Origin of the sequence: Sphaerospermopsis torques-reginae ITEP-024 (genome assembly GCF_019598945.1) — a bacterium.
GTDB lineage: Bacteria > Cyanobacteriota > Cyanobacteriia > Cyanobacteriales > Nostocaceae > Sphaerospermopsis.
The window spans coordinates 2,967,587-2,989,707 of sequence record NZ_CP080598.1 but is presented as its reverse complement, the minus strand read 5'-3'; the positions used below and the strand labels follow the sequence as shown (position 1 = coordinate 2,989,707).

General features: G+C 36.7%; 19 protein-coding genes, 1 tRNA gene and 1 pseudogene. 7 read left to right on the top strand and 14 right to left on the bottom strand.

Going from position 1 to position 22,121, the window contains the following annotated elements:
- Positions 1-99: 99 nt before the first annotated feature.
- The 7 genes from K2F26_RS13920 to glcD form a co-directional block, all read right to left on the bottom strand.
- Positions 100-171, bottom strand: a tRNA-Lys gene (locus K2F26_RS13920).
- Between the two features lie 51 nt (positions 172-222).
- A complete protein-coding gene (locus tag K2F26_RS13915; RefSeq protein ID WP_220608308.1) occupies positions 223-1,644 on the bottom strand; it encodes a GAF domain-containing sensor histidine kinase in 1,422 nt (473 codons plus the stop codon).
- Between the two features lie 550 nt (positions 1,645-2,194).
- Positions 2,195-2,779 carry a hypothetical protein gene (locus K2F26_RS13910; protein WP_220608307.1) on the bottom strand — a complete coding sequence of 195 codons (585 nt, stop codon included), beginning with the start codon at positions 2,777-2,779 and terminating at the stop codon, positions 2,195-2,197.
- Positions 2,780-2,877: 98 nt separating this feature from the next.
- A complete protein-coding gene (locus tag K2F26_RS13905) occupies positions 2,878-4,134 on the bottom strand; it encodes a glycoside hydrolase family 10-like protein (protein WP_220608306.1) in 1,257 nt (418 codons plus the stop codon).
- A gap of 512 nt (positions 4,135-4,646) precedes the next feature.
- A complete protein-coding gene (locus K2F26_RS13900) occupies positions 4,647-4,907 on the bottom strand; it encodes a hypothetical protein (protein ID WP_220608305.1) in 261 nt (86 codons plus the stop codon).
- Between the two features lie 286 nt (positions 4,908-5,193).
- The gene (locus K2F26_RS13895; protein ID WP_220608304.1) at positions 5,194-5,385 is read right to left on the bottom strand and encodes an RNA-binding S4 domain-containing protein; all 192 of its coding nucleotides are present in this window, start codon (positions 5,383-5,385) and stop codon (positions 5,194-5,196) included.
- A 110-nt stretch (positions 5,386-5,495) separates the two neighbouring features.
- On the bottom strand, positions 5,496-6,977 hold the full coding sequence (gene glcD / locus K2F26_RS13890; protein ID WP_220608303.1) for a glycolate oxidase subunit GlcD: 1,482 nt from the start codon (positions 6,975-6,977) through the stop codon (positions 5,496-5,498).
- A gap of 575 nt (positions 6,978-7,552) precedes the next feature.
- Here glcD and K2F26_RS13885 point away from each other — a divergent pair.
- From K2F26_RS13885 to K2F26_RS13865, 5 genes are all read left to right on the top strand, one after another.
- The gene (locus tag K2F26_RS13885; RefSeq protein ID WP_220608302.1) at positions 7,553-8,848 is read left to right on the top strand and encodes a glycosyltransferase family protein; all 1,296 of its coding nucleotides are present in this window, start codon (positions 7,553-7,555) and stop codon (positions 8,846-8,848) included.
- A gap of 91 nt (positions 8,849-8,939) precedes the next feature.
- A complete protein-coding gene (locus K2F26_RS13880; protein WP_220608301.1) occupies positions 8,940-10,190 on the top strand; it encodes a glycosyltransferase family 4 protein in 1,251 nt (416 codons plus the stop codon).
- A gap of 2 nt (positions 10,191-10,192) precedes the next feature.
- Positions 10,193-11,350, top strand: a complete 1,158-nt coding sequence (locus K2F26_RS13875; RefSeq protein WP_220608300.1) for a glycosyltransferase family 4 protein — start codon at positions 10,193-10,195, stop codon at positions 11,348-11,350.
- Between the two features lies 1 nt (position 11,351).
- Positions 11,352-13,181, top strand: coding sequence for an ABC transporter ATP-binding protein (locus K2F26_RS13870; protein ID WP_220608299.1), 1,830 nt, complete (start codon positions 11,352-11,354; stop codon positions 13,179-13,181).
- Between the two features lie 73 nt (positions 13,182-13,254).
- Positions 13,255-14,226 (top strand): phosphotransferase family protein, encoded by a 972-nt coding sequence (locus K2F26_RS13865; protein WP_220608298.1) that lies wholly within the window; start codon positions 13,255-13,257, stop codon positions 14,224-14,226.
- An 8-nt stretch (positions 14,227-14,234) separates the two neighbouring features.
- Here the strand turns inward: K2F26_RS13865 and K2F26_RS13860 are convergent.
- The 5 genes and pseudogenes from K2F26_RS13860 to K2F26_RS13840 form a co-directional block, all read right to left on the bottom strand.
- A pseudogene (locus tag K2F26_RS13860) lies at positions 14,235-14,324 on the bottom strand (element excision factor XisI family protein); the annotation flags it as partial.
- Between the two features lie 61 nt (positions 14,325-14,385).
- On the bottom strand, positions 14,386-14,934 hold the full coding sequence (locus tag K2F26_RS13855) for a J domain-containing protein (protein WP_220608297.1): 549 nt from the start codon (positions 14,932-14,934) through the stop codon (positions 14,386-14,388).
- A gap of 260 nt (positions 14,935-15,194) precedes the next feature.
- Positions 15,195-16,922, bottom strand: coding sequence for a succinate dehydrogenase/fumarate reductase flavoprotein subunit (locus tag K2F26_RS13850; RefSeq protein ID WP_220608296.1), 1,728 nt, complete (start codon positions 16,920-16,922; stop codon positions 15,195-15,197).
- Positions 16,923-17,025: 103 nt separating this feature from the next.
- Positions 17,026-17,343, bottom strand: coding sequence for a hypothetical protein (locus K2F26_RS13845; protein ID WP_220611879.1), 318 nt, complete (start codon positions 17,341-17,343; stop codon positions 17,026-17,028).
- A gap of 327 nt (positions 17,344-17,670) precedes the next feature.
- Positions 17,671-17,955: a DUF2470 domain-containing protein gene (locus K2F26_RS13840; protein WP_220608295.1), complete on the bottom strand. Its 285-nt coding sequence runs from the start codon at positions 17,953-17,955 to the stop codon at positions 17,671-17,673.
- Between the two features lie 382 nt (positions 17,956-18,337).
- Here K2F26_RS13840 and K2F26_RS13835 point away from each other — a divergent pair, with 382 nt between their 5' ends.
- Positions 18,338-19,102 (top strand): metallophosphoesterase family protein, encoded by a 765-nt coding sequence (locus K2F26_RS13835; RefSeq protein ID WP_220608294.1) that lies wholly within the window; start codon positions 18,338-18,340, stop codon positions 19,100-19,102.
- An 11-nt stretch (positions 19,103-19,113) separates the two neighbouring features.
- On the opposite strand, the gene K2F26_RS13830 is transcribed toward K2F26_RS13835, so the two are convergent.
- A complete protein-coding gene (locus tag K2F26_RS13830; RefSeq protein ID WP_220608293.1) occupies positions 19,114-19,968 on the bottom strand; it encodes a M48 family metallopeptidase in 855 nt (284 codons plus the stop codon).
- A gap of 472 nt (positions 19,969-20,440) precedes the next feature.
- Between K2F26_RS13830 and K2F26_RS13825 the strand changes: the two genes are divergently transcribed.
- Positions 20,441-20,974, top strand: coding sequence for a DUF4330 domain-containing protein (locus K2F26_RS13825; protein WP_194058811.1), 534 nt, complete (start codon positions 20,441-20,443; stop codon positions 20,972-20,974).
- A 125-nt stretch (positions 20,975-21,099) separates the two neighbouring features.
- On the opposite strand, the gene K2F26_RS13820 is transcribed toward K2F26_RS13825, so the two are convergent.
- On the bottom strand, positions 21,100-21,996 hold the full coding sequence (locus K2F26_RS13820; protein ID WP_220608292.1) for an alpha/beta fold hydrolase: 897 nt from the start codon (positions 21,994-21,996) through the stop codon (positions 21,100-21,102).
- Positions 21,997-22,121: the final 125 nt, after the last annotated feature.

Genomic DNA, 22,121 nt, shown 5'->3' with positions numbered 1-22,121 from the left:
ACCATAATTATACCCAGTAACCAAGGGGATTCTGAAGAGGATTTTCCTTGGTATTGAGCCAAATTTAAGCCAATAATTTTATTTAAATTCTGTGTTTTATGGGTGATTAGGGATTTGAACCCTAAACCAGCGGATTAAGAGTCCGATGCTCTGCCGTTGAGCTAATCACCCATCAATATAACCCATAATAGCAGAATTTTGACGCTGACGCTAGTGGTGCAGTCAAAAAACTGGATGCAGGGGAAATGTAATGGTGAACGTGATTTGCTGATCTGCATTTTCAACATTAATATTACCGCTTAACCGTTTTACCATTGCTTTCACCAAAGCTAATTCTAACCCTGAATCGCTGGTTTTCCAAGGAGCATTTTTACCAAAGCGGTAAAATGGCTGAAAAACTTTTCCCAGTTCATGTGTAGGAATCTCTACACCGGAATAGCTGATTTGTAACTCTACTGCTGCAATACGCAATTTAGCAGTAACGGTGATGGTTTCACCAGGGGGAGTACATTGACACGCATGGTTGATAAGTTCACTAATAATGCGATCAAAATCAGTAATATCAGTTTCTAAAGGCGGAATTTTGCTTTCAATATGCAATTTTAAGTTTTGTTGCTGACAATGGGTAACATCCCGGAAAGATTCAACTATAGGAGTTAACCAGGTTTTTAAGTCAATAGGAATTAATATTGGTGGTTCGGGTTCTATTTTCAGATGAGTCAGAGTGAGTAAATCGTTAATTAATTTGCTTTCTCTTCCACATTCGTTATGTAAAATCTGTAAAAGTTGCGGTACTAATTCTATATCAATAATACCAGAAGATGTCAGTAAACCTTCTAGAGTTTGAGCAGCTAGGTTAATATTAGTAACTGGTGTGCGGAGTTCTTGAGATAGGGTTTTGAGAAATTCGTTTTTCCGTCGTTCCCGTTTTTCTATTTCTTGTAGTTGTGCTTTAGTTTTTTCTTTGAGTTGAAATTGACGAATAGCGATCGCACATTCGTTAGCTACTTCCTGCACTAAGGATATCTCTAATTCATTAAATTTTTCTTCTGTCGGTTTAATTAACCAAATATTTCCTAACATACCTTGAGCATCAAACATGGGAAAAGCAAGTTGGGAAACTACTTGTATTTGTGACTGCCATCCAGGTAGAATTTCTATAGATTGCAATGGTTGTTTTTGCAATAGTGGTTGATAAACTTCTGGAAAGTCTGCAATCTCTTTAGTTAATCCCTGACAAGAAGGTAAATTATAACTATACTCATAGGTGACTATCGCTTTAGTTTGGTTGTGATGATAAAGTTCTATTTGACATTGTTCTAACTGCAATAATCGCGCTAATTCTTGAACTGCTGTTTGCAGAACTTGGTTAATATCAACACTATCACGAATTTGTTCAGTGATCCGTCGTACCAGTGCATGAAAATTTTGCACTTCTTGTAATTGTGATCTGTGCTGTTGCTTTTGTAATTCTAATTGCTCCTGTAAATATTTTACCTGTTTTTGTAGTTCCACTTTTTGGGCGGCAATACTCCTTAAAAATTGTTCACTACAGCTTTTTTCATCTAATTCTACATCGAATAAAATCTGAGAAAAGGCTGATTTAGTTAACTCTGGAATGGATTCAACTTGATTTATTTTCATTCTGGTGACAAATCCTCCTTAGCGCCTAAAGCTAAGTATTTTTCAGATGTTACTTATGGATATTTATATTTTTCTCTACTTCTTAACCGAAATATCGGTAAGCTAAGAGGGATAAATTTAATCTGCTTTAATCTGCGCTGCTAGTTGCAGGCAAACGTACATCTCACTTTATTTATAACTCTACTGAAGTTACTGTCAAGAATGTTTTAAGATTTTGCCATATACTGAGTGAAAAATCAAAAAAATTTTCATATTTGTGACAATTTTTAATATTCTTCGTAGGGGCGAAGCATTCGGGCGTTCAATAATGGACAATTACCTCTCCCTTGAAGGGAGAGGATTGAAAAATCAGAATTTTTCTCTTTTTTTCCCTGGAAAGGGGAGGTTTTAAACCTTGAATGAAACAATTATCAATTATCAATTGTCAATTATCAATTGATAATTGATCGGTTTTTTCCAAAGGCTATTCTCCGAATGCTTCGCCCTTACATTAGTCATTGGTTATTAGTCATTAGTTAATTCTACCCAATCACCAGTCACCAATCACCAATCACCTAAACAACCTGTAAGCACTGATTCCTGTAAGGATACCGACTACCAACCAGGTAATAGCTAAACCGACAACTTCACCTAAAAATAACTGTGTCCAATGACGTAAAAATATACCTATAACCGAACCAATACTGAGAGCTACTGCCCAACTTGCACAACTGAGGAACATCCAACACCATCCCCAAGGGAGTGATGAGGGAATAGCTAACCACCATTGTGTCAGTCCAATTACTATACCACCAATACCCCCGGAAATAATTCCAAAGAAGATGCGGAAATAAAACAACTCTGTTGATAGTACAAACCAACCCACAGCACCAACACCTATGGTAGTGATGAGTACCCACCCTAAGACTGTGGAGATCATCCAGCTTAAAGGTAAAATTTTTTGTCTGAGGAGATAAGATTGGGGAAGGGCGATCGCAAATCCACCAATAGCAACATCTAACACTCTGACATCAGACTTTTCACCAATTTCAATCAAAAATAAACTGAAGATAAAACTACCTAAAGTAGTCAAACTCCACACCAAAGTAAAAGTATACAATTGACTGAATTTATTTTTGATAGCGGCTAATTCCATTTTATTTTTGGGAAATTATACTTTATTTAACAGAACTGACGCAAAAGAGAATAAAAATAGGGGTAATTCATGATTACCCCTAAGCAAGAATGGGGTTTTTAGTCCAATCTTACGTAAGTTCTATTTAAATTTAACGGTTTAACAGCCTTATTGGCAAACATCTCTAAAAAAGCCTTACGTCGTTTTTGGGGTGATTCAGGAGAGATGTAACCCCACAAACTTTCCCAATAGAAGAAAGAAAAGCCAAAAAATTTATGATCTCGCACAATTTGTACCTGTTCTTTAATACTTTCAATATCTACAGGACTAAGTAAAGTTCCTGTAGAAATGCCAATGCTCACAGGAATCTTCTTCATTGCTAATTTTACCGCAGGTTTTTCAATTTCGGCAATAAAAGATTTTTTATCATCTCGATATACCTGCAAAATCAACTCATCTACCAAACCTTTATTTACCCAATTTTCCCAATCTTGTAAATAATATTTATAGGCATAATACTGAGAATTGGGAGAAATGGATATTTTTGCTTGGGGCTTAATTTTTTTGACTTCTTGATTGATTCTGCCCATAAAATCAGTAATCTTATCTGCCCGCCACCGCATCCATTCTGCATTAAAATTATCAATAGGTGGAGTCTTTCCTAAATGTTCTTTTTGATAAAGTTTAACCGTAAATGAATCATAGCCAAATTGTACAGGCATTCCAAAGTGATCATCCACTTGAATACCATCAACATCGTAATTTTTCACAACTTCTAAAATTAAACCCAATATAAATTCTTGCACTTGGGGATGGAGAGGATTTAACCATACCTGCCGATTAAAAACACCATTATGATTAATTTCTTCTGGCAGATTTTCGTTAACAGAATTTATGCCTTTTTGCCCACTGGTTAACCATTCTGGACGTGCTTTTGCTAAGGCAGAATTAGGGGGAGTCATAAACCCATATTCAAACCAAGGAATCACGCTTAAAGTTTTATTTTTGGACAACCTGACTAACTTCTCTAAAACATCATTGCCACTATTTATTAAATTCAACAAAGGTTCGGTTTTTTCACCAATTATACTTTCAGCAACCTTACTTTTATAGAAAGTGTAACCTCTGTTCCATGCTACTGGATAAATAGTATTAAAATTGAGTGCTGCTAATTGGTTTATTGCCCTTTCAACACCCCAAGGAACAAAAAGCACACCACTAGCAACATTAGTCAACCAAACACCGCGAACTTCTGTAGTTAAAAAACTTGTTTTTTGAGAAACAATCGAAGTTGAAGAAATCGGAAATATGGTTAAACTGAATATAAAACCCAAACAAATTAAGAAGGAAAAACAACGGTGTATCACCCTATTCATCTGCTAAATAAACTTAGTTTACTCATATACAGCAGAAGTAAGTCAGAAGTCAGGAGGAAAACTGGTTTTGTGTGTAGGTTTCAATTTATATTCTGTACCGTTCGGCTGACGCTCACGGCGAAGCCTGATTGATCTGCAATCTGCTGTATATAACTATATATAACTACAAAATCAAATGATATTTGTCAGGATTATGTAATGATATCATGTCCGGTGGAACAATGACGATATCTGTTGTGGCAGGGAATAGGGAATAGGAAAAAGCAAATATGTCCAAAACTTTTAAACTGTAACTAATTAGCCGAAATTGATATGATAATATAGGACTCCTATTTGAATTTTGAACAAAAAGCCGTACAATGTAGAGACATTCTGCGGGAATGTTTCTACCATTCTAAAATTAGTAATTAGATAGATACCCTACTTTTTAAGAAAGCAGGGATCTGGATATAGGCAGGGTTTGTTTTTACTTTCATTGGGATGCTCCCACGCTAACAGCAAACCCTACTTGACTAACTATTGCAAAAATTATCCAATCTAATCTCCTTCCAAATCTCAGAAACCTGCCATCCTGTGTTACCAACAGAATGAACTATGGGATTATCTCGCACAGGAATATAATCAGGAAGTTGATTTTCTATATCTATTACTCTTCTCTCCTCAACTAACGGTTCTGGTTCATTAGTAATCTCAGTTAGAATATTTTCCTCTTCTAACTCCATACTCTTGATTTTATCGAGAAGTAACTTTTCAGATTTTTTAATTAGTTTCATATTTGATCCATTGAAATGAAAGTTTTGAAAACTTCATCCAGCAGTTTGAGAATCCTATCATTGATTTTCAGACAGACTAGGATAGTCTTTCAATCATCTTCTGAAAGATCCGCAAAAAGCTTTGATGAAGTTGAATTGCACAAAATTACCTTGGGAAAACTAGGATACAACAAATTAATGATCAATAGGTGTATTTTGCTAAAAAAATTTCTTATATATTGTATTAATGTTGATCCAATAAGCTGCGTAACAAATACAAGCAAGTGCTATTGCGTTATGGTTTTTATTAGGAAATAATATCCCCTACTTTAAATGTTTTCCCAATCACAGTTACAATATCATCTGCTGATAATTTACGCCCACGTCGAGTTTCTACCTCACCATTAACTTTCACCTCACCATTAACAATCATAATCTTAGCTTGACCTCCAGTGGAGGAAATACCAACGAACTTTAAAAACTGATCGAGTTTAATCATTGTATTGAAGGAGTTATGAGTTAGGAGTCAGAAGTCAGGAGTCAGAAGTCAGAATAAATATAATAACTAATGACTAATGACTAATGACTAATCACTAATGTATCATCAAATTAAAACCTTTCTACATTAGCAAACTTTTGAAGTGCTGCTTTTGCAGCTTCCCCACACGTGCGCGGTGTGGGAAACATTTTACCAGGATTAGCTAAACCTTGAGGATTAAAAACTTGCCTTACCCATTGCATAGTTTCTAAATCTGTATCACTAAACATATCTGGCATATAACATTTTTTATCAGCACCAATGCCATGTTCACCAGAAATACTACCACCAACTTTAACACAAAGTTTGAGAATTTCTCCCCCCACTTCTTCCACTTTTTCCAATTCCCCAGGAATAGAATTATCAAACAAAATTAAAGGATGTAAATTACCATCTCCCGCATGAAACACATTAGCAATTCTATAACCATGTTTTGCACTTAAAGCCTCAATTTCTTTCAAAACATAAGGTAATTGAGTCCGAGGAATTACCCCATCTTGTACATAATAATCAGGGCTAACATGACCAGCAGCAGCAAAAGCCGCTTTTCTCCCTTTCCACAATTTTAACCGCATTTCTGGGTCAGATGCAGAAGTAATATTTCGCGCTCCATTTTTTAAACAAATATCAGCAACTCTTTTTTTATTCTCTGCAACTTCTACATCTAAACCATCAATTTCTACTAACAAAATTGCCTCCGCATCACGGGGATAACAATTAGTAGCAACCACATCTTCCACAGCGTTAATACTAATATTATCCATCATTTCCATCCCACCAGGAATAATCCCGGCGCTGATAATATCAGAAACACTTGCAGCCGCAGCTTCCACACTGGTAAAATCTGCTAATAAAACACAAATAGATTCCGCACTTTTGAGGATTTTTAAAGTGATTTCCGTCGCAATTCCTAAAGTTCCTTCTGAACCTACAAAAACACCTGTTAAATCATAACCTGGCATTTCAGGAATTTGTCCACCGACATCAACAATTGAACCATCAGGAAGGACGATTTTTAAACCTAAAACATGATTAGTTGTCACACCATATTTTAAACAATGTACACCTCCCGAATTTTCAGCAATATTACCACCAATAGAACAAATAATTTGACTAGAAGGGTCCGGTGCAAAATAAAAACCTGCACCACTAACAGCTTGTGTTACCCAACTATTAATAATTCCTGGTTGCACAACTACACGCTGATTTTCTAAATCAATTTTGAGAATTTGCCGCATTAAAGAAGTGACAATTAAAACCGAATCTTCAACGGGTAATGCACCACCTGATAAACCTGTTCCTGAACCTCTAGCGATGAAGGGAACAGAATATTGATTGCATATTTTGACAATTTCTGCTACTTGTTCGGTAGTGCGGGGTAATACTGCTACTGCTGGTTGTTGACGGTAGCTGGTTAAACCATCACATTCGTAGGTTAATAGTTCTTCTTTGCGTTGAACTACTCCTTTTTCTCCAAGTACAGCGATGAATTTTTTGATGATAGGTTTCCAGTTTACTTGGGTTTTTTCTGGGGTTTTTTCTTGGGTTAGCATAGGGTTTTGTTTATTGATGGTAGATGTTTTTATTTTCTCACGCTCCAGGCGCAAAGTCGCAGAGGAGAGGAATTAGAAAATTATATAGGAGTCCTATTTGATTATTGAACACCACTCCGTAAACCTAAATCTTCTAAAACCCTTTTGTCTCTTGCATGAGTGCCTCTTGTTTTGAAGTGCGGAAAGTCAGTATACTGACATCTTGCACCAACAAAAATTGATGGAATTTTATTACACAGTATAATCACAAAACCCTTGATTTATCGTTTAAACCCAATAAAAATAAGGTAGTCTTATGGCGCATCTTTTTAGATTATCTGGGTTTGTACGGTGTGATGCAAGATTTGAGTATAACTGTAAATCGTACTTTTGTGTATTTTTACGGTAGAATTTTATTGAATAAATGCTATAATCATACTACTATTTAACTGACATCTTGCACCAACAAAAATGGATTCATTATTGGATTAATTGCTGGATGAATTAAGGAGAAAGGGGTGAAAAATACAAGTATTTAAGCAAGAGTCATTTTCATGATAGCTGTTTAACCTAGTAAATAAAATGTCAGGATGTCCATGAAAAATTTATTGACCAACCATCCTCGAAAAATAGAAATAATGGGGGCTGAAGAAAAACTAATAAAAGTTATTAGTTCATCTAGGAATCATCGTCAATGGCGCATTGCTTTATATTCTCATGATACAATGGGATTAGGACATAAAAGACGTAATTTATTAATTGCCCAAACATTGGGATATTCACCATTAGAAACCGACATTTTAATTATTAGTGGTATTCAAGATAGTTGTAATTTACCCATACCTTCAGGGGTAGATTGTTTGAGTTTACCAGCTTTGTACAAAAATATAAATGGTCAATACCAAGCCCGGAGATTAGGGTTATCATTACAGGAGATAATAAAACTGCGATCGCAAATTATTCTCACCGCCATACAAAATTTTCAACCAGATATTTTCATAGTTGATAATGTCCCCAGAGGCGCAGTCAGAGAACTAGAACCAACACTAAATTATTTACGTCATCAAGGCAAAACACACTGCATTTTAGGTTTACGAGATGTGTTAGATGAACCAGTATCCATCCAGCGAGATTGGCAACGCATGAAAAATGAAAAAGCAATTCAAACTTATTATGATGCCGTTTGGGTATATGGAGATCCTACAATTTATGACTTAGCCAAAGAATATAATTTTCAGTCAGAAACAATTGAAAAACTCCATTACATTGGTTATTTGGATCAGCGAACACGCCTCAAGTTTATTGATAGTGAAAGTATTCAGGCTTTTAAATCTCTCAATTTACCTGAAAAAAAATTAGCATTATGTTTAGTAGGTGGTGGACAAGATGGAGCGATTTTAGCAGAAACCTTTGCTCATACTCAACTACCACCAGACATGAATGGTATTATTTTAACGGGTCCATTTATGCCCAGAGAGGTACAACAAAAATTGCAAAAATTAGCGGCTAAACGTGATAATTTACAGATATTGAAATATTTATCTGAACCCACACTTTTAGTCAATCGAGCAGAGCGGGTTATTGCAATGGGAGGATATAATACAACCTGTGAATTATTGTCATTTCAAAAAAAATCCCTGATTATTCCCCGCATCAAACCGAGAAAAGAACAATTTGTGAGAGCAGAACGTTTACAGTCTCTTGGTTTAGTGGATATGCTACACCCCCAAAACCTCACATCTCAAACATTAACAAATTGGTTAAATACAGAAACAAAAAAACCACAAGTTCGTAATTTTGTTAATCTCAATGGACTCAATCATATTTCTCAATTTATAGACGAAATACTCATAGACAAGTATTCAGCTAATGCCTTCGGAAAGCTGGGCTAACAGCTATAAGTGACAGCGAAGATGGGGAGGCGTGGAGAAAATTCTTTACCCATTCCCTGTTTCCTTATTTACCAATTACCAATTACCAATTATGTCCATTGTTGGTTACATTCTCAAACGTTATCCCCGCTATTCTGAAACTTTTGTAGTCAATGAAATTTTGGCACATGAAGCAGCAGGTTTAAAGATAGAAATTTTCGCTTTAAGACCACCTAGCGACAGTCATTTTCAAAATATTATTTCTCAAGTTAGAGCGCCTGTAACTTACATTAAAAAACCAATTCAAGGACGTGTGAGTCCATCTCTTAAAAGTATTGCTCCCACAGCGGCCAGTTATTTTTGGGCAGAATTACAAGAAGCTGCTAAAATCATTCCTGATTTTTGGTCAAAATTAGCTATTGCTGAAGGTGAACAAGCAAGCACTGTTTACCAAGCTGCATGGTTAGCAAGGGAGGCAAAACTCAAAGGTATCACTCATTTTCACGCTCATTTTGGTACTATTGCCACCAGTGTAGCCAGGTTAGCTTCCCATTTTACAGGTATTCCCTACACTTTCACGGCTCATGCTAAAGATATCTTTCATGAAAGTGTTGATTTTGCAGATATGGAACATAAATTACAAGATGCGGCAACGGTGGTAACTGTTAGTGATTACAACCTCAATTATTTACAAACAAAATATCCTCAAGCTAAACAAAAAATTCAACGTATTTACAATGGTTTGAATTTAGGAAGATTACAATATTCTGCACCTGCTCAACGTCCTCCTGTAATTATTTCTGTAGGGCGGTTGGTTGAAAAAAAAGGAATGTCTATTTTAATAGATGCTTGTGCAATTCTCAAACAAAAAAAATATGAATTTCAATGTCAAATTGTGGGTACGGGTTCATTAGAAACTGCATTAAAACAACAAATTCAAGATTTAGAATTGTCATCTTTGGTAGAAATTATAGGTCCACGTCCGCAAAATGAAGTGTTTCAATTAGTGCAACAAGCGGCTGTGTTTGCAGCACCTTATGTAATTGGTAAAGATGGCAACAGAGATGGATTACCTACGGTTTTATTAGAAGCAATGGCTTTAGGAACTCCCTGTGTGAGTACGGATGTGACTGGTATTCCTGAAGTTGTTAAACATCATGAAACTGGGTTGATTGTGCCACAAAATAATGCTGAAAAGTTGGCTATTTCACTACAAGAAATTATCACTAATTCAGGTTTGCGGGTGAGGTTGTCAACCCAAGCTAGAAATTTAATTGTATCTGAGTTTGATATTGATTGTAATAGTCGGGTTTTACGGAGATTATTTTGCACGCAGAGACGCAGAGACACAGAGGAGGTTTGAAGGTGAGAGTTGCTTATGTTTGTGCTGATTTGGGGATTCCTGTTTTTGGGAAAAAAGGTTGTTCTATTCATGTACAGGAGGTGATGAGAGGATTACAAAAACAAGGTTGTGATGTGGAATTGTTAGCAAGTCGTTTAGGAGGAATAGCACCGCCAGATTTAGGTAATATTGTTGTTCATCAATTGCCAAATATTCCCAAGGGAGAAATATCTATCAGGGAAAAAATGGCTTTGGGAATTAATAATGATTTAGTTGATAAGTTAGAGAATTTGGGAAATTTGGATTTTATTTATGAACGCTATTCTCTGTGGAGTTATGGGGCAATGGAATTTGCCCAAAAAAAGGGAATTTTTGGTTTATTAGAGGTTAATTCTCCTTTGATCGCAGAACAAGTAAAGTATCGTGGTTTGATAGATATTGATGGTGCAGAAAAGGTTGCAGAAAAAGTTTTTCAAGCTGCTACTGCGGTAATTACTGTTTCTGAGGAAGTGAGAAAATATGTGATGAATTATGTGGAAAGTGATAAAATTTATGTGATTCCTAATGGTGTGAATCCTGAAAGATTTTCTAATCTTAATTATTCCACTAAATCAGAAAATTTTACTGTGGGATTTGTGGGGACTTTAAAACCTTGGCATGGTTTATCAATTCTCAGCGAGGCTTTTTTTCGACTTCATCAAAAAATTCCCCAAGCGCGACTTTTAATTGTGGGTGATGGTCCAGAAAGGGAAAATATAGAAAAAGAATTATCGGTTAGAGGATTAGATAGTTATACTCAATTTACTGGGGCGGTAGATCCTGAACAAGTTCCCGAATTATTAGCAAAAATGGATGTAGCAGTTGCACCTTATCCACCACAAACAGACTTTTATTTTTCACCTTTGAAAGTGTATGAATATATGGCGGCTGGTTTACCTGTAGTAGTTAGTAAAATTGGACAATTAGTGGATTTAATAGAACCAGAAATTAATGGTATTTTTTGTCCTCCCGGTGATGCGATCGCCCTAGCAGATGCTTTAGAAAAATTATGGCGATCGCCTATACTCCGTCAAAATCTCGGACAAGCTGCACGTCAAAAAGTGATGAAATATCATACCTGGGATACCATAGCCAAAGAAATTTTACAGATAGCCAAATGTTATGGGGGTGTAAAAGGATAAAATGACAAAATCCCTGAAAAAAACTATTCCAGGTCTTTGGGAAATATTAGCTTATTTCTGGCCAGAAATTCGCCCCCACCATAAACTATTAATAATTTCCGCGATCGCTCTACTTGCAGATATCGGACTTAGGGTACTAGAACCTTGGCCATTAAAATTTGTATTTGATTATGTTTTAATTAACAATAATCAACTAATTAATATTCCCATCATCGGCAATTTACAACCCATTACTTTACTGACTATCGCCGCATTTTCAGTCATGATATTGACAGGATTACGAGCCTTAGCAGCTTATTGGAATACAGTTACATTAGCCACAGTTGGCAGTCGTGTCATGGCTAAAGTTCGAGATCATTTATATCGTCATTTACATGATTTATCATTGAGTTATCACACTCAAACTCGTAGCGGTGATTTAATTATTCGAGTCAGTAGTGATGCCAGTCGTTTACAAGAAATCATGATTACCGCAGCACTACCCCTCATAGTTAGTATACTCAGTCTTTTAACAATGATGACGGTAATGTTATGGATGAATTTTAGCCTTACCCTAATATCACTTCTCACCTTACCTTTATTTTGGTTAATTACCAATCGCCTCAGTCAAAAAATTAAAAATTCCTCATTAAAACAACGTCAACAAGAAGGTACTGTTGCTGCTATTGCAGCTGAATCTATTGCCGCCATTAAATTAGTAAAAGCTTTGGGTTTACAAGAAGCATTTGCCCAAATATTTTCCCAACAAAATCAGCGTAGCCTCAAAGAAAGTGTCAAAACCCAAAAACTATCAGCCAACTTAGAAAAAAGCGTAGATGCCATTATTGCTTTAGTAACAGCAATTGTACTTTGGTATGGTTCTTGGTTGGCATTGCAAAAAACACTCACACCAGGGGATGTACTCGTATTTATCACCTATTTAAAAAATGCCTTCAAACCCATTCAAAACTTTGCTAAATACACCAGTAGATTAGCAAAAGCCGCCGCTTCCGGGGAAAGAATTTTAGATGTATTAAAACAGCAACCAGAAATTAGAGACTTACCAAATGCGATTCCTGCGCCAAAATTTCAAGGTGAAATTCGTTTTGATCATGTTCACTTTAATTATCAACCAGGACAAACTTTATTAACAGACATTAACTTAAACATTCAACCAGGAAAAACAATAGCCATCGTCGGTACTTCTGGAAGTGGAAAATCCACATTAATGAACTTATTATTACGACTTTATGAACCTACTTCCGGTCAAATTTTCATTGATGGTAGAGATATTAGAGAATACACATTAGCATCATTACGCCCACAAATTAGCGTAGTTTTACAAGAAAGTATCTTATTTGCAGCCACCATTAAAGAAAACATAGCTTATGGTATTTCAGGAGTATCAGATGTAGAAATTGAAAATGCTGCTCGTTTAGCAAATGCACATAATTTTATTCAAAAATTACCCCAAGGATATAACACATTAGTAGGAGAAAGAGGAGCAACACTGTCAGGAGGACAACGCCAAAGAATTGCGATCGCCCGTGCAGCTATTCGTCAAACTCCCATCCTAATTTTAGACGAACCCACCACAGGTTTAGATAAAAACAACGAAAAAAACGTCATTGAATCTATACAAAAACTCTCCCAAAACCGCACCACATTCTTAATTACCCATGACATTAACTTTGCTACCTATGCAGATGAAATAATTTACCTCAAAAATGGCCAAATAATAGAACAAGGAACACACACAGAACTAATGCAAAAAAATAGTCATTACGCAAAACTATATCAACTCCAAAACACAACCCAAAATCAACCCTTACATAAAACACAACTCAATTAAAAACTTAATCCTATCCCTTCTCTGCGTCCTCTGCGTCTGGAGCGGTTCATTAAAAAAACAATAATCAACTAACATGAAAGATCCCAAAATACCCTTTCTCTCAACAGCAATTGACCCTTTACAAATACAAAAAAAATTCACCCAAAACCTACAAATAACCCAAAATACCCAAATAGAAAAAATCCAAATAATTCGCCACAAACCCGGAAGACGCTGCTTAATAGAATATCAACTAATCAACGAACATAGACAAAACATCACATTAATAGGAAAAATCCGAGCCAAAGGAACAGACATTAATAGTTATCAACTCCAAAAAACCTTATGGGAAACAGAATTTAACGAAAACAGCACTGACAGAATTTCCGTACCTGAACCTGTGGGGATAATTCCCGAATGGCAAATGTGGTTACAGCGTAAAATTGAAGGCGTGACATTTACAAAAATCTTAACACCCAAACAATATTTTTTAAATTCAAAAATTGCCGAAATTGCCCATAAACTACACACAACTAATATTCCTCCCCGTCGTTCCCACACATTGAATGATGAATTAAAAATATTACATGATAAAATACCCCTAGTCTGGGAAAAAAATCCCCAATGGCAAAAACGATTAGAAAGAATTTTAGAGGAGTGTAATCACTTAGGAAATAGCCTGATAGAAAACCAAACCTGTGGCATTCATAGAGACTTTTATCCAGAGCAAATCATTGTTAATAATGAGCGTTTATATTTAATTGATTTAGATTTATATTGCCAAGGAAACCCAGCATTAGATATTGGTAATTTTATTGCCCATATTCAAGAATACAGCTTGCGTGTATTTGGTAATGCTAGATATTTACAAGAATTAGAAACAGCTATAATTCAAAGATTTATACAACTGACAAGTGAGAAATTTAGAGTAGCAATTGAAATTTATACCACTTTAACATTAGTTAGGCATATTTATATTAGCACTCTATTTTTAGAACGTGCTGTTTTTACGGAATCAATATTAAATCTATGCGAACAGCGTTTAAATATAATTGGTAATTCGTAAGATGTTTTTTAAGCTACTCCATAATCTGTATAGTAATGTTTATAAGGAGGATGTAAACCTAGTACAATATCTTCTTTAGGAACTCCCATTTTTACTAAGCAAATGCTTCTGCCAATTTTCCTTCTTCTATATAAAAAGTCTCTCTATCAAATGACATATTTAAATCCTAGCAGTAATACTTTTATACATAATTTCTATACGCTCAAATATTGCCCTATCTCCTGTTTCTGGATTATCAGGATGATAGATTTTAGAAAGCCGATAATAAGCAGCTTTAATTTCTTCTTTTGTCGCTGTTTTGGGATCTAGTCCGAATACCTGCCAAGGTTTAAAATAGTTAAATATATTAATTCCATTAATGCAACCATATCCTGCTTGATTTTCTTCACCTGGTAAAATATCAATAAATTTACGATATAACATTTCCCATGTTGCTTTGCGGCGAAAATCAAGCTTTTCCATCCCATCGGTTGCCATTTTAAAAGCACCAGAATTTTTTAATTCTTTGGTATTATTGACATCAAACCTGTTATAAACTGCTTGTTGTAAATTATTAATATTAAAAAAGACTATCTTTCTAGACTGCTGTAGAGAATTTTGGATAATAAAACAAGCAAACTGTTCCAAGATTGTTGTATCAACTTGACTAATCCTGGAAAGACGGATAATTTCATCTTGTACTTGTTGGTTGATAAGCAGTGTAGTCATTTTTAGTCAGCTACATCTTTTATATGATTATACCTTAATTTACGAAATAGCAACCTGCTTTTGAAATAAATTTTTTCAATTTTTCTTCCCTTCCTTCTTCCTCTTCTTCCTTCGTGTTCTTCGTGTCTTCGTGGTTCATTTCTAAGAACTTGGAATAAACTAACCACAGAAGCACAGAGAACACAGAGAAATAAGAATTTTTCTCTTCTTCTCTCTCTGCGCCTCTGCGCCTCTGCGTGAAATAAAAAAATCCTCTAACTTTAATACTTCCTCTCTTTCGGTTCAAACATATTCACCACCACCGGCATATATTGAATATCAATTCCCGCAGGTGAATAATAAGCCATTGTATGCTTCAAAAACTGCCCATCATCCCGATTTGGAAAATCTTCCCGAAAATGCGCTCCTCTACTTTCTTGACGATTAAATGCAGATTGTAAAATTGTATTTCCCACCACCATTAAACTTTTTAATTCTAAAGCTTCTACTAATTCCGTATTCCAACAATTGCCTTTATCGTCTAAATAAATATCCTCATATTTCTGTTGTATTTCTCCTATTTTCTCCAACCCTTCACCCATTAATTCTGAAGTTCTAAATACTCCACAAAATTGGGTCATTGTGTCTTGAAATTCTTGGCGAATTTGATTTATGCGATATTTTCCTTTTTGTTCTAATAAACTTTGAATTTCTTGTTTTGCTTCTGTTATATAATGTTGTTCATTTATTGCTGGTAATTTGCGGTTTTGCACATATCTCGCTATACTCGCCCCGGTACGTCTGCCATAAACTACACATTCTAACAGCGAGTTACTACCTAAACGGTTCGCGCCATGCACAGATACACAAGCCGTTTCCCCAGCCGCAAAAAAGCCTTCTACTAATTCATCGGCACTGCGGCGCACTTGTCCATCTGTGTTCACTGGTATACCACCCATGCAATAATGAATGGTAGGACGTACTGGCATGGGTTGGGTGACTGCATCTACACCAACTAAACGGTGTGCTTCTTCCCAACAAAAGGGAACACGACTCATGATTTTTTCTTTACCCATGTGTCGCAGATCCAGGTAAACAAAGGGACCGCCAGCACTACCGTAAGAATTAATACCCCTACCTGCGCGAATTTCGTAGGCGATCGCCCTAGATGTAATATCACGGGGTGCTAGTTCCATCCGACTTGGTGCATAATTAGCCATAAAGCGATCGCCATCAGCATTGATTAAATAAGCACCTTCCCCACGCACAGCTTCAGAAATTAACACCCCCACCGGATACAACCCTGTTGGGTGAAATTGCACAAATTCCATATCTTCCAACGGTAAACCAGCCAAAGCTGTCATTGCCAAACCATCACCAGTGGAAGCATAATCATTAGAAGTAGTGTTATAAACGCGACCATATCCCCCCGTTGCAAACATCACCGCCTTAGCCCGCACTACTTCAATATGTCCATCTAGCAGGTGAAACATCACCAAACCTTTCGCTTCACCATCTTCTAAGATCAGGCGCATTACATACCGCTCTTGGTAAATTTGCACACCATAACGCCGTAAATTATTTACCAATTCATGTAAAATGGCATGACCGGTTTTATCAGCAGCGTAACAGGTGCGGTTGTGGGAATGGCCACCAAAAGCCCTTTGAGCAATTCTACCATCAGGAAGACGGGAGAATAAAACTCCTAAATGTTCTAAATCAATCACCACATCTGGCGCTTCTTGGGTGAGAATAGCTACAGCGTCTTGATCCGCCAAATAATCAGAACCTTTAACCGTATCAAAAGCGTGTGCTTCCCAACTATCTTCAGGATCAACATTTTTCAAAGATGCAGCCATCCCCCCTTGAGCGGCCACAGAGTGGGAACGAATAGGATGGGTTTTAGCAACTAAAGCTACATTTAAAATAGGGTTAATACGGACAATTTCTAAAGCCGCTCGATATCCCGCTAACCCGCCACCAACAATAATTACATCATGTTCTAACATTTTATTTTCAATCCTTAATTCCAAAAAAATACCCTGTCAAAAAACAGGGATACTATTCTTCATTATCAATTCTTAGTTTATTCCCAATCACCAATCCCCAATATTAACTGGTAGCTTGAACTGGCTGTTGTTGAGAAACATTACCAGGTATAGGTTCAGTTTTTGTTCCCGGTTCTACGGCAGCCAATTCGATATGATTTAACAACGTGGTAACAAAAGCAAACAGCAAGAAAGGCAAGGTGAGAACAATTACAAGTGCTACCGTAGCTAAAGCATAGACTGGTCTTCTAGCGCCCATCAATGCCAAAGCTGATGCCAAACTAATGGTAATTGTAATTAACCAAGCAATGATTTGACCGTATATATCGCCAAATGTCAAGGTGCAGACAAAGCGATAGTTTTGAATATTATTCTTATTCATCATTATTTGCCTCAAGTCTATCCTATAGGTTCTACCTTAGAACCATGTTTGGCTGACGGACGATTTCTCAATATTTTTCCAAGGTTTGTAATATCACTTAACAATTTCCGAGTTTCTTCTCTTGTGGCACTTGTCAAGCAGATTTATGGTTCGTAAGTTGCTAGTTATGCTTTTAAAGGCTAGAAAATGGCAATTGCAAGGAGATATAGGTAGAAAAATCCTAGATAATACTATGGCAATTGATTCTTTCTCCTGACTCCTGACTCCTGACTCCTGACTCCTGACTCCTATTCCTAACTAGCAACTTGGGTTATTATTTAGTAGTCTCTATTTTGTCTTGACTCGTGCTTGCTTCACCATCGCAATCAAAGTTTGATGAGCATCTTCAGCATCAGCTAAGGTGTGATCAAACTGAATGCGAACTGGTACTGTTTCTCCATCCACCTGTGCGCTTAAATTCATACCCAAAGCATCAATTGATAGCATCTGGGCTGTTGTGGCATTTTTGACGTTACCAAAAACCTGAGCATAGATAACCACAGCATCTGCATGATCTTCGTTCATATGTTTGCAGATACGAGAGCTAATTTCTGGAGAGAACTGATCAGACATTTTCACCTACCAAGTTGGGCTAACGGATCTTGTTCATATTCTAAGCTATCATCATCTTGTATCTGATAAAGTTTTCACCTGGTCAATGAATATATTTGTTAAAAATTAACTATATAATTAATTAGATATTAGTCAACTTTACAGATGAAAATACCATAAATAAAGGGAGCATCCCAAATGTGTAAGTTTATTTTTTTGAAATCTGGCAATTCATCCAGGGCTTGATATGATTGAACCGCAAAGAACGCAAAGTACACAAAGTTAAGAGATTTTAAGAGGATTTTGAGTGTGTCTGCGTTTATTTTTTCAAAATTTGGATGCTCCCTAAATAAAACTGTAGTAAAACTATATCAGTCAATTTATTGATTCCCAACTAGAACAAATGAGTGAAACCAGGCCACGCAGAATAATTATTGGTGATGTACATGGTTACTATCAAGGTCTAATGATACTTCTGAAGGAATTTGCTCCCACATCAGAAGATCAAGTCTATTTTTTGGGAGACTTAATAGATCGTGGACCACAAAGCGCACAGGTAGTAGATTTTGTTAAGAACAATAACTATTCTTGTTTGCTAGGTAATCATGAGCAGATGCTTTTAAGTGTAATGAGTAAGGATTTTAACTCTAATAAAATAATACAGGCATGGCTTTATAGTGGCGGACAAGCAACCATGACCAGTTATCAATCAGCGCAAATTCCCCAAGACCATCTAGACTGGTTTGCAAATTTACCAACATATCTTGACTTAGGAGATGTTTGGTTAACCCATGCAGGTGTTGATCCCAGCAAGTCTGTCTCTGAACAAACCTCCCAGGAACTTTGCTGGATACGTAATGAATTTCACAGCATGGAACTACCGTACTTTACTGACAAGTTAATCATCGTCGGTCATACCATCACCTTCACTTTACCAGGGGTTGCCCCTGGTCAATTAGCACAAGGAGAAGGCTGGTTAGATATTGATACAGGTGCTTATCATCCCCGTAGTGGTTGGTTAACCGCATTGGATATTACCAACAACTTAGTTTATCAAGCCAATGTTTTTAATCACACCGTTCGTACTTTGCCTTTGGAAAAAGCAGTTACGAGGATTTTACCACATCAGATCCAAGTCAGTCGTCGTCATAAGCAACGAGTCTATTGACACTCTGCATCCTAAAGTAGCAAAGCTCGGATATTAGCTTTATAATCTGCATTATCTAAGCCATAATTGCTATTACTTGGCAGATCGTCTATTTGGCGTTGAAGTGACTTAACGCGATCGCTTGCTCCAGGGTGTGTACTCAAAAAGGTGGGAATAACACTTCTTCCCTGTAACTTTTTCATAAACGAAACCATCGCGGAGGGAGCATAACCAGCCTGTGTTAAAATTTTTAGTCCTCTTGTGTCAGCATCATATTCATCCTGACGACTGCGCGGACGGTTGAGAGCTAAATCAACACCTATAGCTACAGCTTGACTGCGATTTAAGCCAGTTGCTGTTGCTATACCACTAGCGATCGCTCTTTGTCGCATCTGCTTAACCAAGTGTTTACCCTCAATATGCCCCATTTCATGGCCAATAACACTCGCTAATTCTGCTTCATTTTCCGCAGCTTGTATCAACCCTGTATTTACATACACGAAACCGCCTAAAGTTGCAAAAGCATTGACAGCATCATCCTCAACTACCTGGAAAGTATAAGGAATATTAGGGCGATCGCTATTAGCTGCTAACCTTCTACCAACTTCCTCTATATAGCTAGTAAGCTGCCGATTCCGGGAAATTCTCACCTCTTGGCGCAGTTCATTATTCATCTGCCTACCAAGCTCAACTTCCTGACGAGTAGATAAATTAGATAATTGAAATATTTGTACACCTTGGAATAACAGCGGTAGTAAGTCGATAGCTTTGCTGGGCAAGGGTGTACTCAAGCACAAACTTATAGCCACAATTACCGAAATCAACGGATATAACCAGCGCCGCCGCCATACACGGTAACTTGCCAAAAATTTATTCCAGTTAATCATAATCAGCGTGAAAAGAGAGTTGTGTGAGAACTGAAAATAAGGACGCATTTACAGCTTACTAGGTTGCATTCTCAACTCAATACCTGTTTATTTGTGAGTAAGCATTTAGCCGTAAGCAAACAACCATCAAAATTCACAGGAGTCACGCAAAACAGAACTAAATTAGGGGTAATTCATGAATTACCCCTAGGCAAAAATCAGGTTTTTATTCCAATCTTGCGTAAGTCCTAATTCAGAAAGAAATTATTTCACACTACAATGGCAAGACAAAAAACCCCTAAAGTCTACGCTATGATTAAAAATCAGAAATTGTCAACTGTTATATCAGCCAGCCTGATCCTAACTATACCAGCCATGATAGACTGTCGCATAACTGCACTATCCAACCGTATTAATTGATTATCTAGTAGGCACAATTGTTACTTCCCTTGAAAACTCTGTTTTAATTCACCCCAACCTCAAAAAACTTGTTATGCGTATTTTAGATTCCAAAGGTCGCTTATTCGGCAAAATCAACTTACTAGATTTGGGTGCTGCATTAGTAATCTTATTAGTGATCATCGGCATCTTTATATTTCCGGGAACATCCGGTTCTGTCGCTCAAGTTGGCACAAAGACAGTACCTATAGAAGTAGACTTAGTAGTACGTGGTTTAAACGTCCGCGATCCTGAGCAGTTATTTAAACAAGGATTTACTAAGGGCGGTAAAACAAACGTAATTATTCGTAATCAACCCTACGGACAAATTGGGATTAAATCTATTCAACAACTAGCAAGAACTGTCACTGTTCCCCAACCAGATGGTACAGTTAAAGAATTAGCAGATCCCAGGGCAAACAATTTTAGTACAGATTTTCTTTTGACATTAGAAGGCAAAGCTCAAGTTACTGATAGTGGTCCAGTTTTAGGTAATAGTAAAGTTAAAATAGGTATGCCTTTTGAATTAGAAGGGTTTAACTATAATTTCAACGCTTCTGTCATTGATATTCGTTTACAAGATAAATAATATTTTGGTAATGGGTAATTCAATTTTGGATTTTGGATTTTGGATTTTGGATTGTATTTCATGAACTCCAATCTAAAATCTAAAATCTAAAATCTAAAATTTTTTCCCCAGTCACCAGTCACCAATCACCCATTTAGTAAAGTTAAAAACTTGCGAATTAATCCAATTGTCACCGCAGGTAATTCTAATTGGGGAGTTAATCCGACATTTTCTAAAGGTTGAAAAAATCTAACACTTTGGGGATTCATTTCTGCAAAACGACGACCAATATCAGGTCCAGTAAATTGTGATTTTTGTCCCCAAATAATAGCAGTAGGAGTTGCTAACTGTTGAATGTAAAGAGACAAATCAAAACATAAGTCTCCCCGGACAAAAGATAAAGCTGCATATTCAGCATTTGGTTGTTGGGCAGATTGTAAATAAGCGTTGACAATTTCTTGATAAACTCGATTTGACTGGGCAAATTGTCGTTGCTCCAAAAAGCTGCGAATACCTGCATCAGTGGCAATACCTGTACTATATAACAAGCGGTCAACTACAGGTACACTGATCAACTGGGCAAAAAAGCTGCGAGAGTAGTCTTGGCCAAAGTCAGAAAGTCCAGCAGGACTGACAAGAATTAAAGACTTAAATAAATCGGGACAGGCGATCGCCAATCTAATGATAAAAGCTGCGGTAAGAGAAGAGGCTATTACCATCACTGGCTTTGTACAAGTCTGCTCAATAAACTCTTGAATGGTTGTCAAATAATCCTCAATTTTGTAACTGCGTTGCGGATGCTCAGAGCGACCCCAACCGATTAAATCTGGTGCAATAACCCGATATTCAGCCGCAAAAGCTGGATATACTTTCGACCATTCATAAGCAGAAGAACCACCACCAAAACCATGCAGAAACAACAAAGTTTCCCGATCAGATTTTTCGCTATTGTCCTGCCAAGGTGAGCCACTAGCAATATAGTATGCCATCCTACCTAATGAGGTATTTATAGAGAATTGCTCAAATCCTAGTGGTTGTAACATAAGTATTATGTGTTAGTTTTGTGAGGCAATCGCGTTATTTACCCCTGTGGACAAAAAGAAGCCGACATCCTTGGTTGAAGCTTGTTTTTAATAATTCTACTAGATGCTGACTTTAGTGATGACAT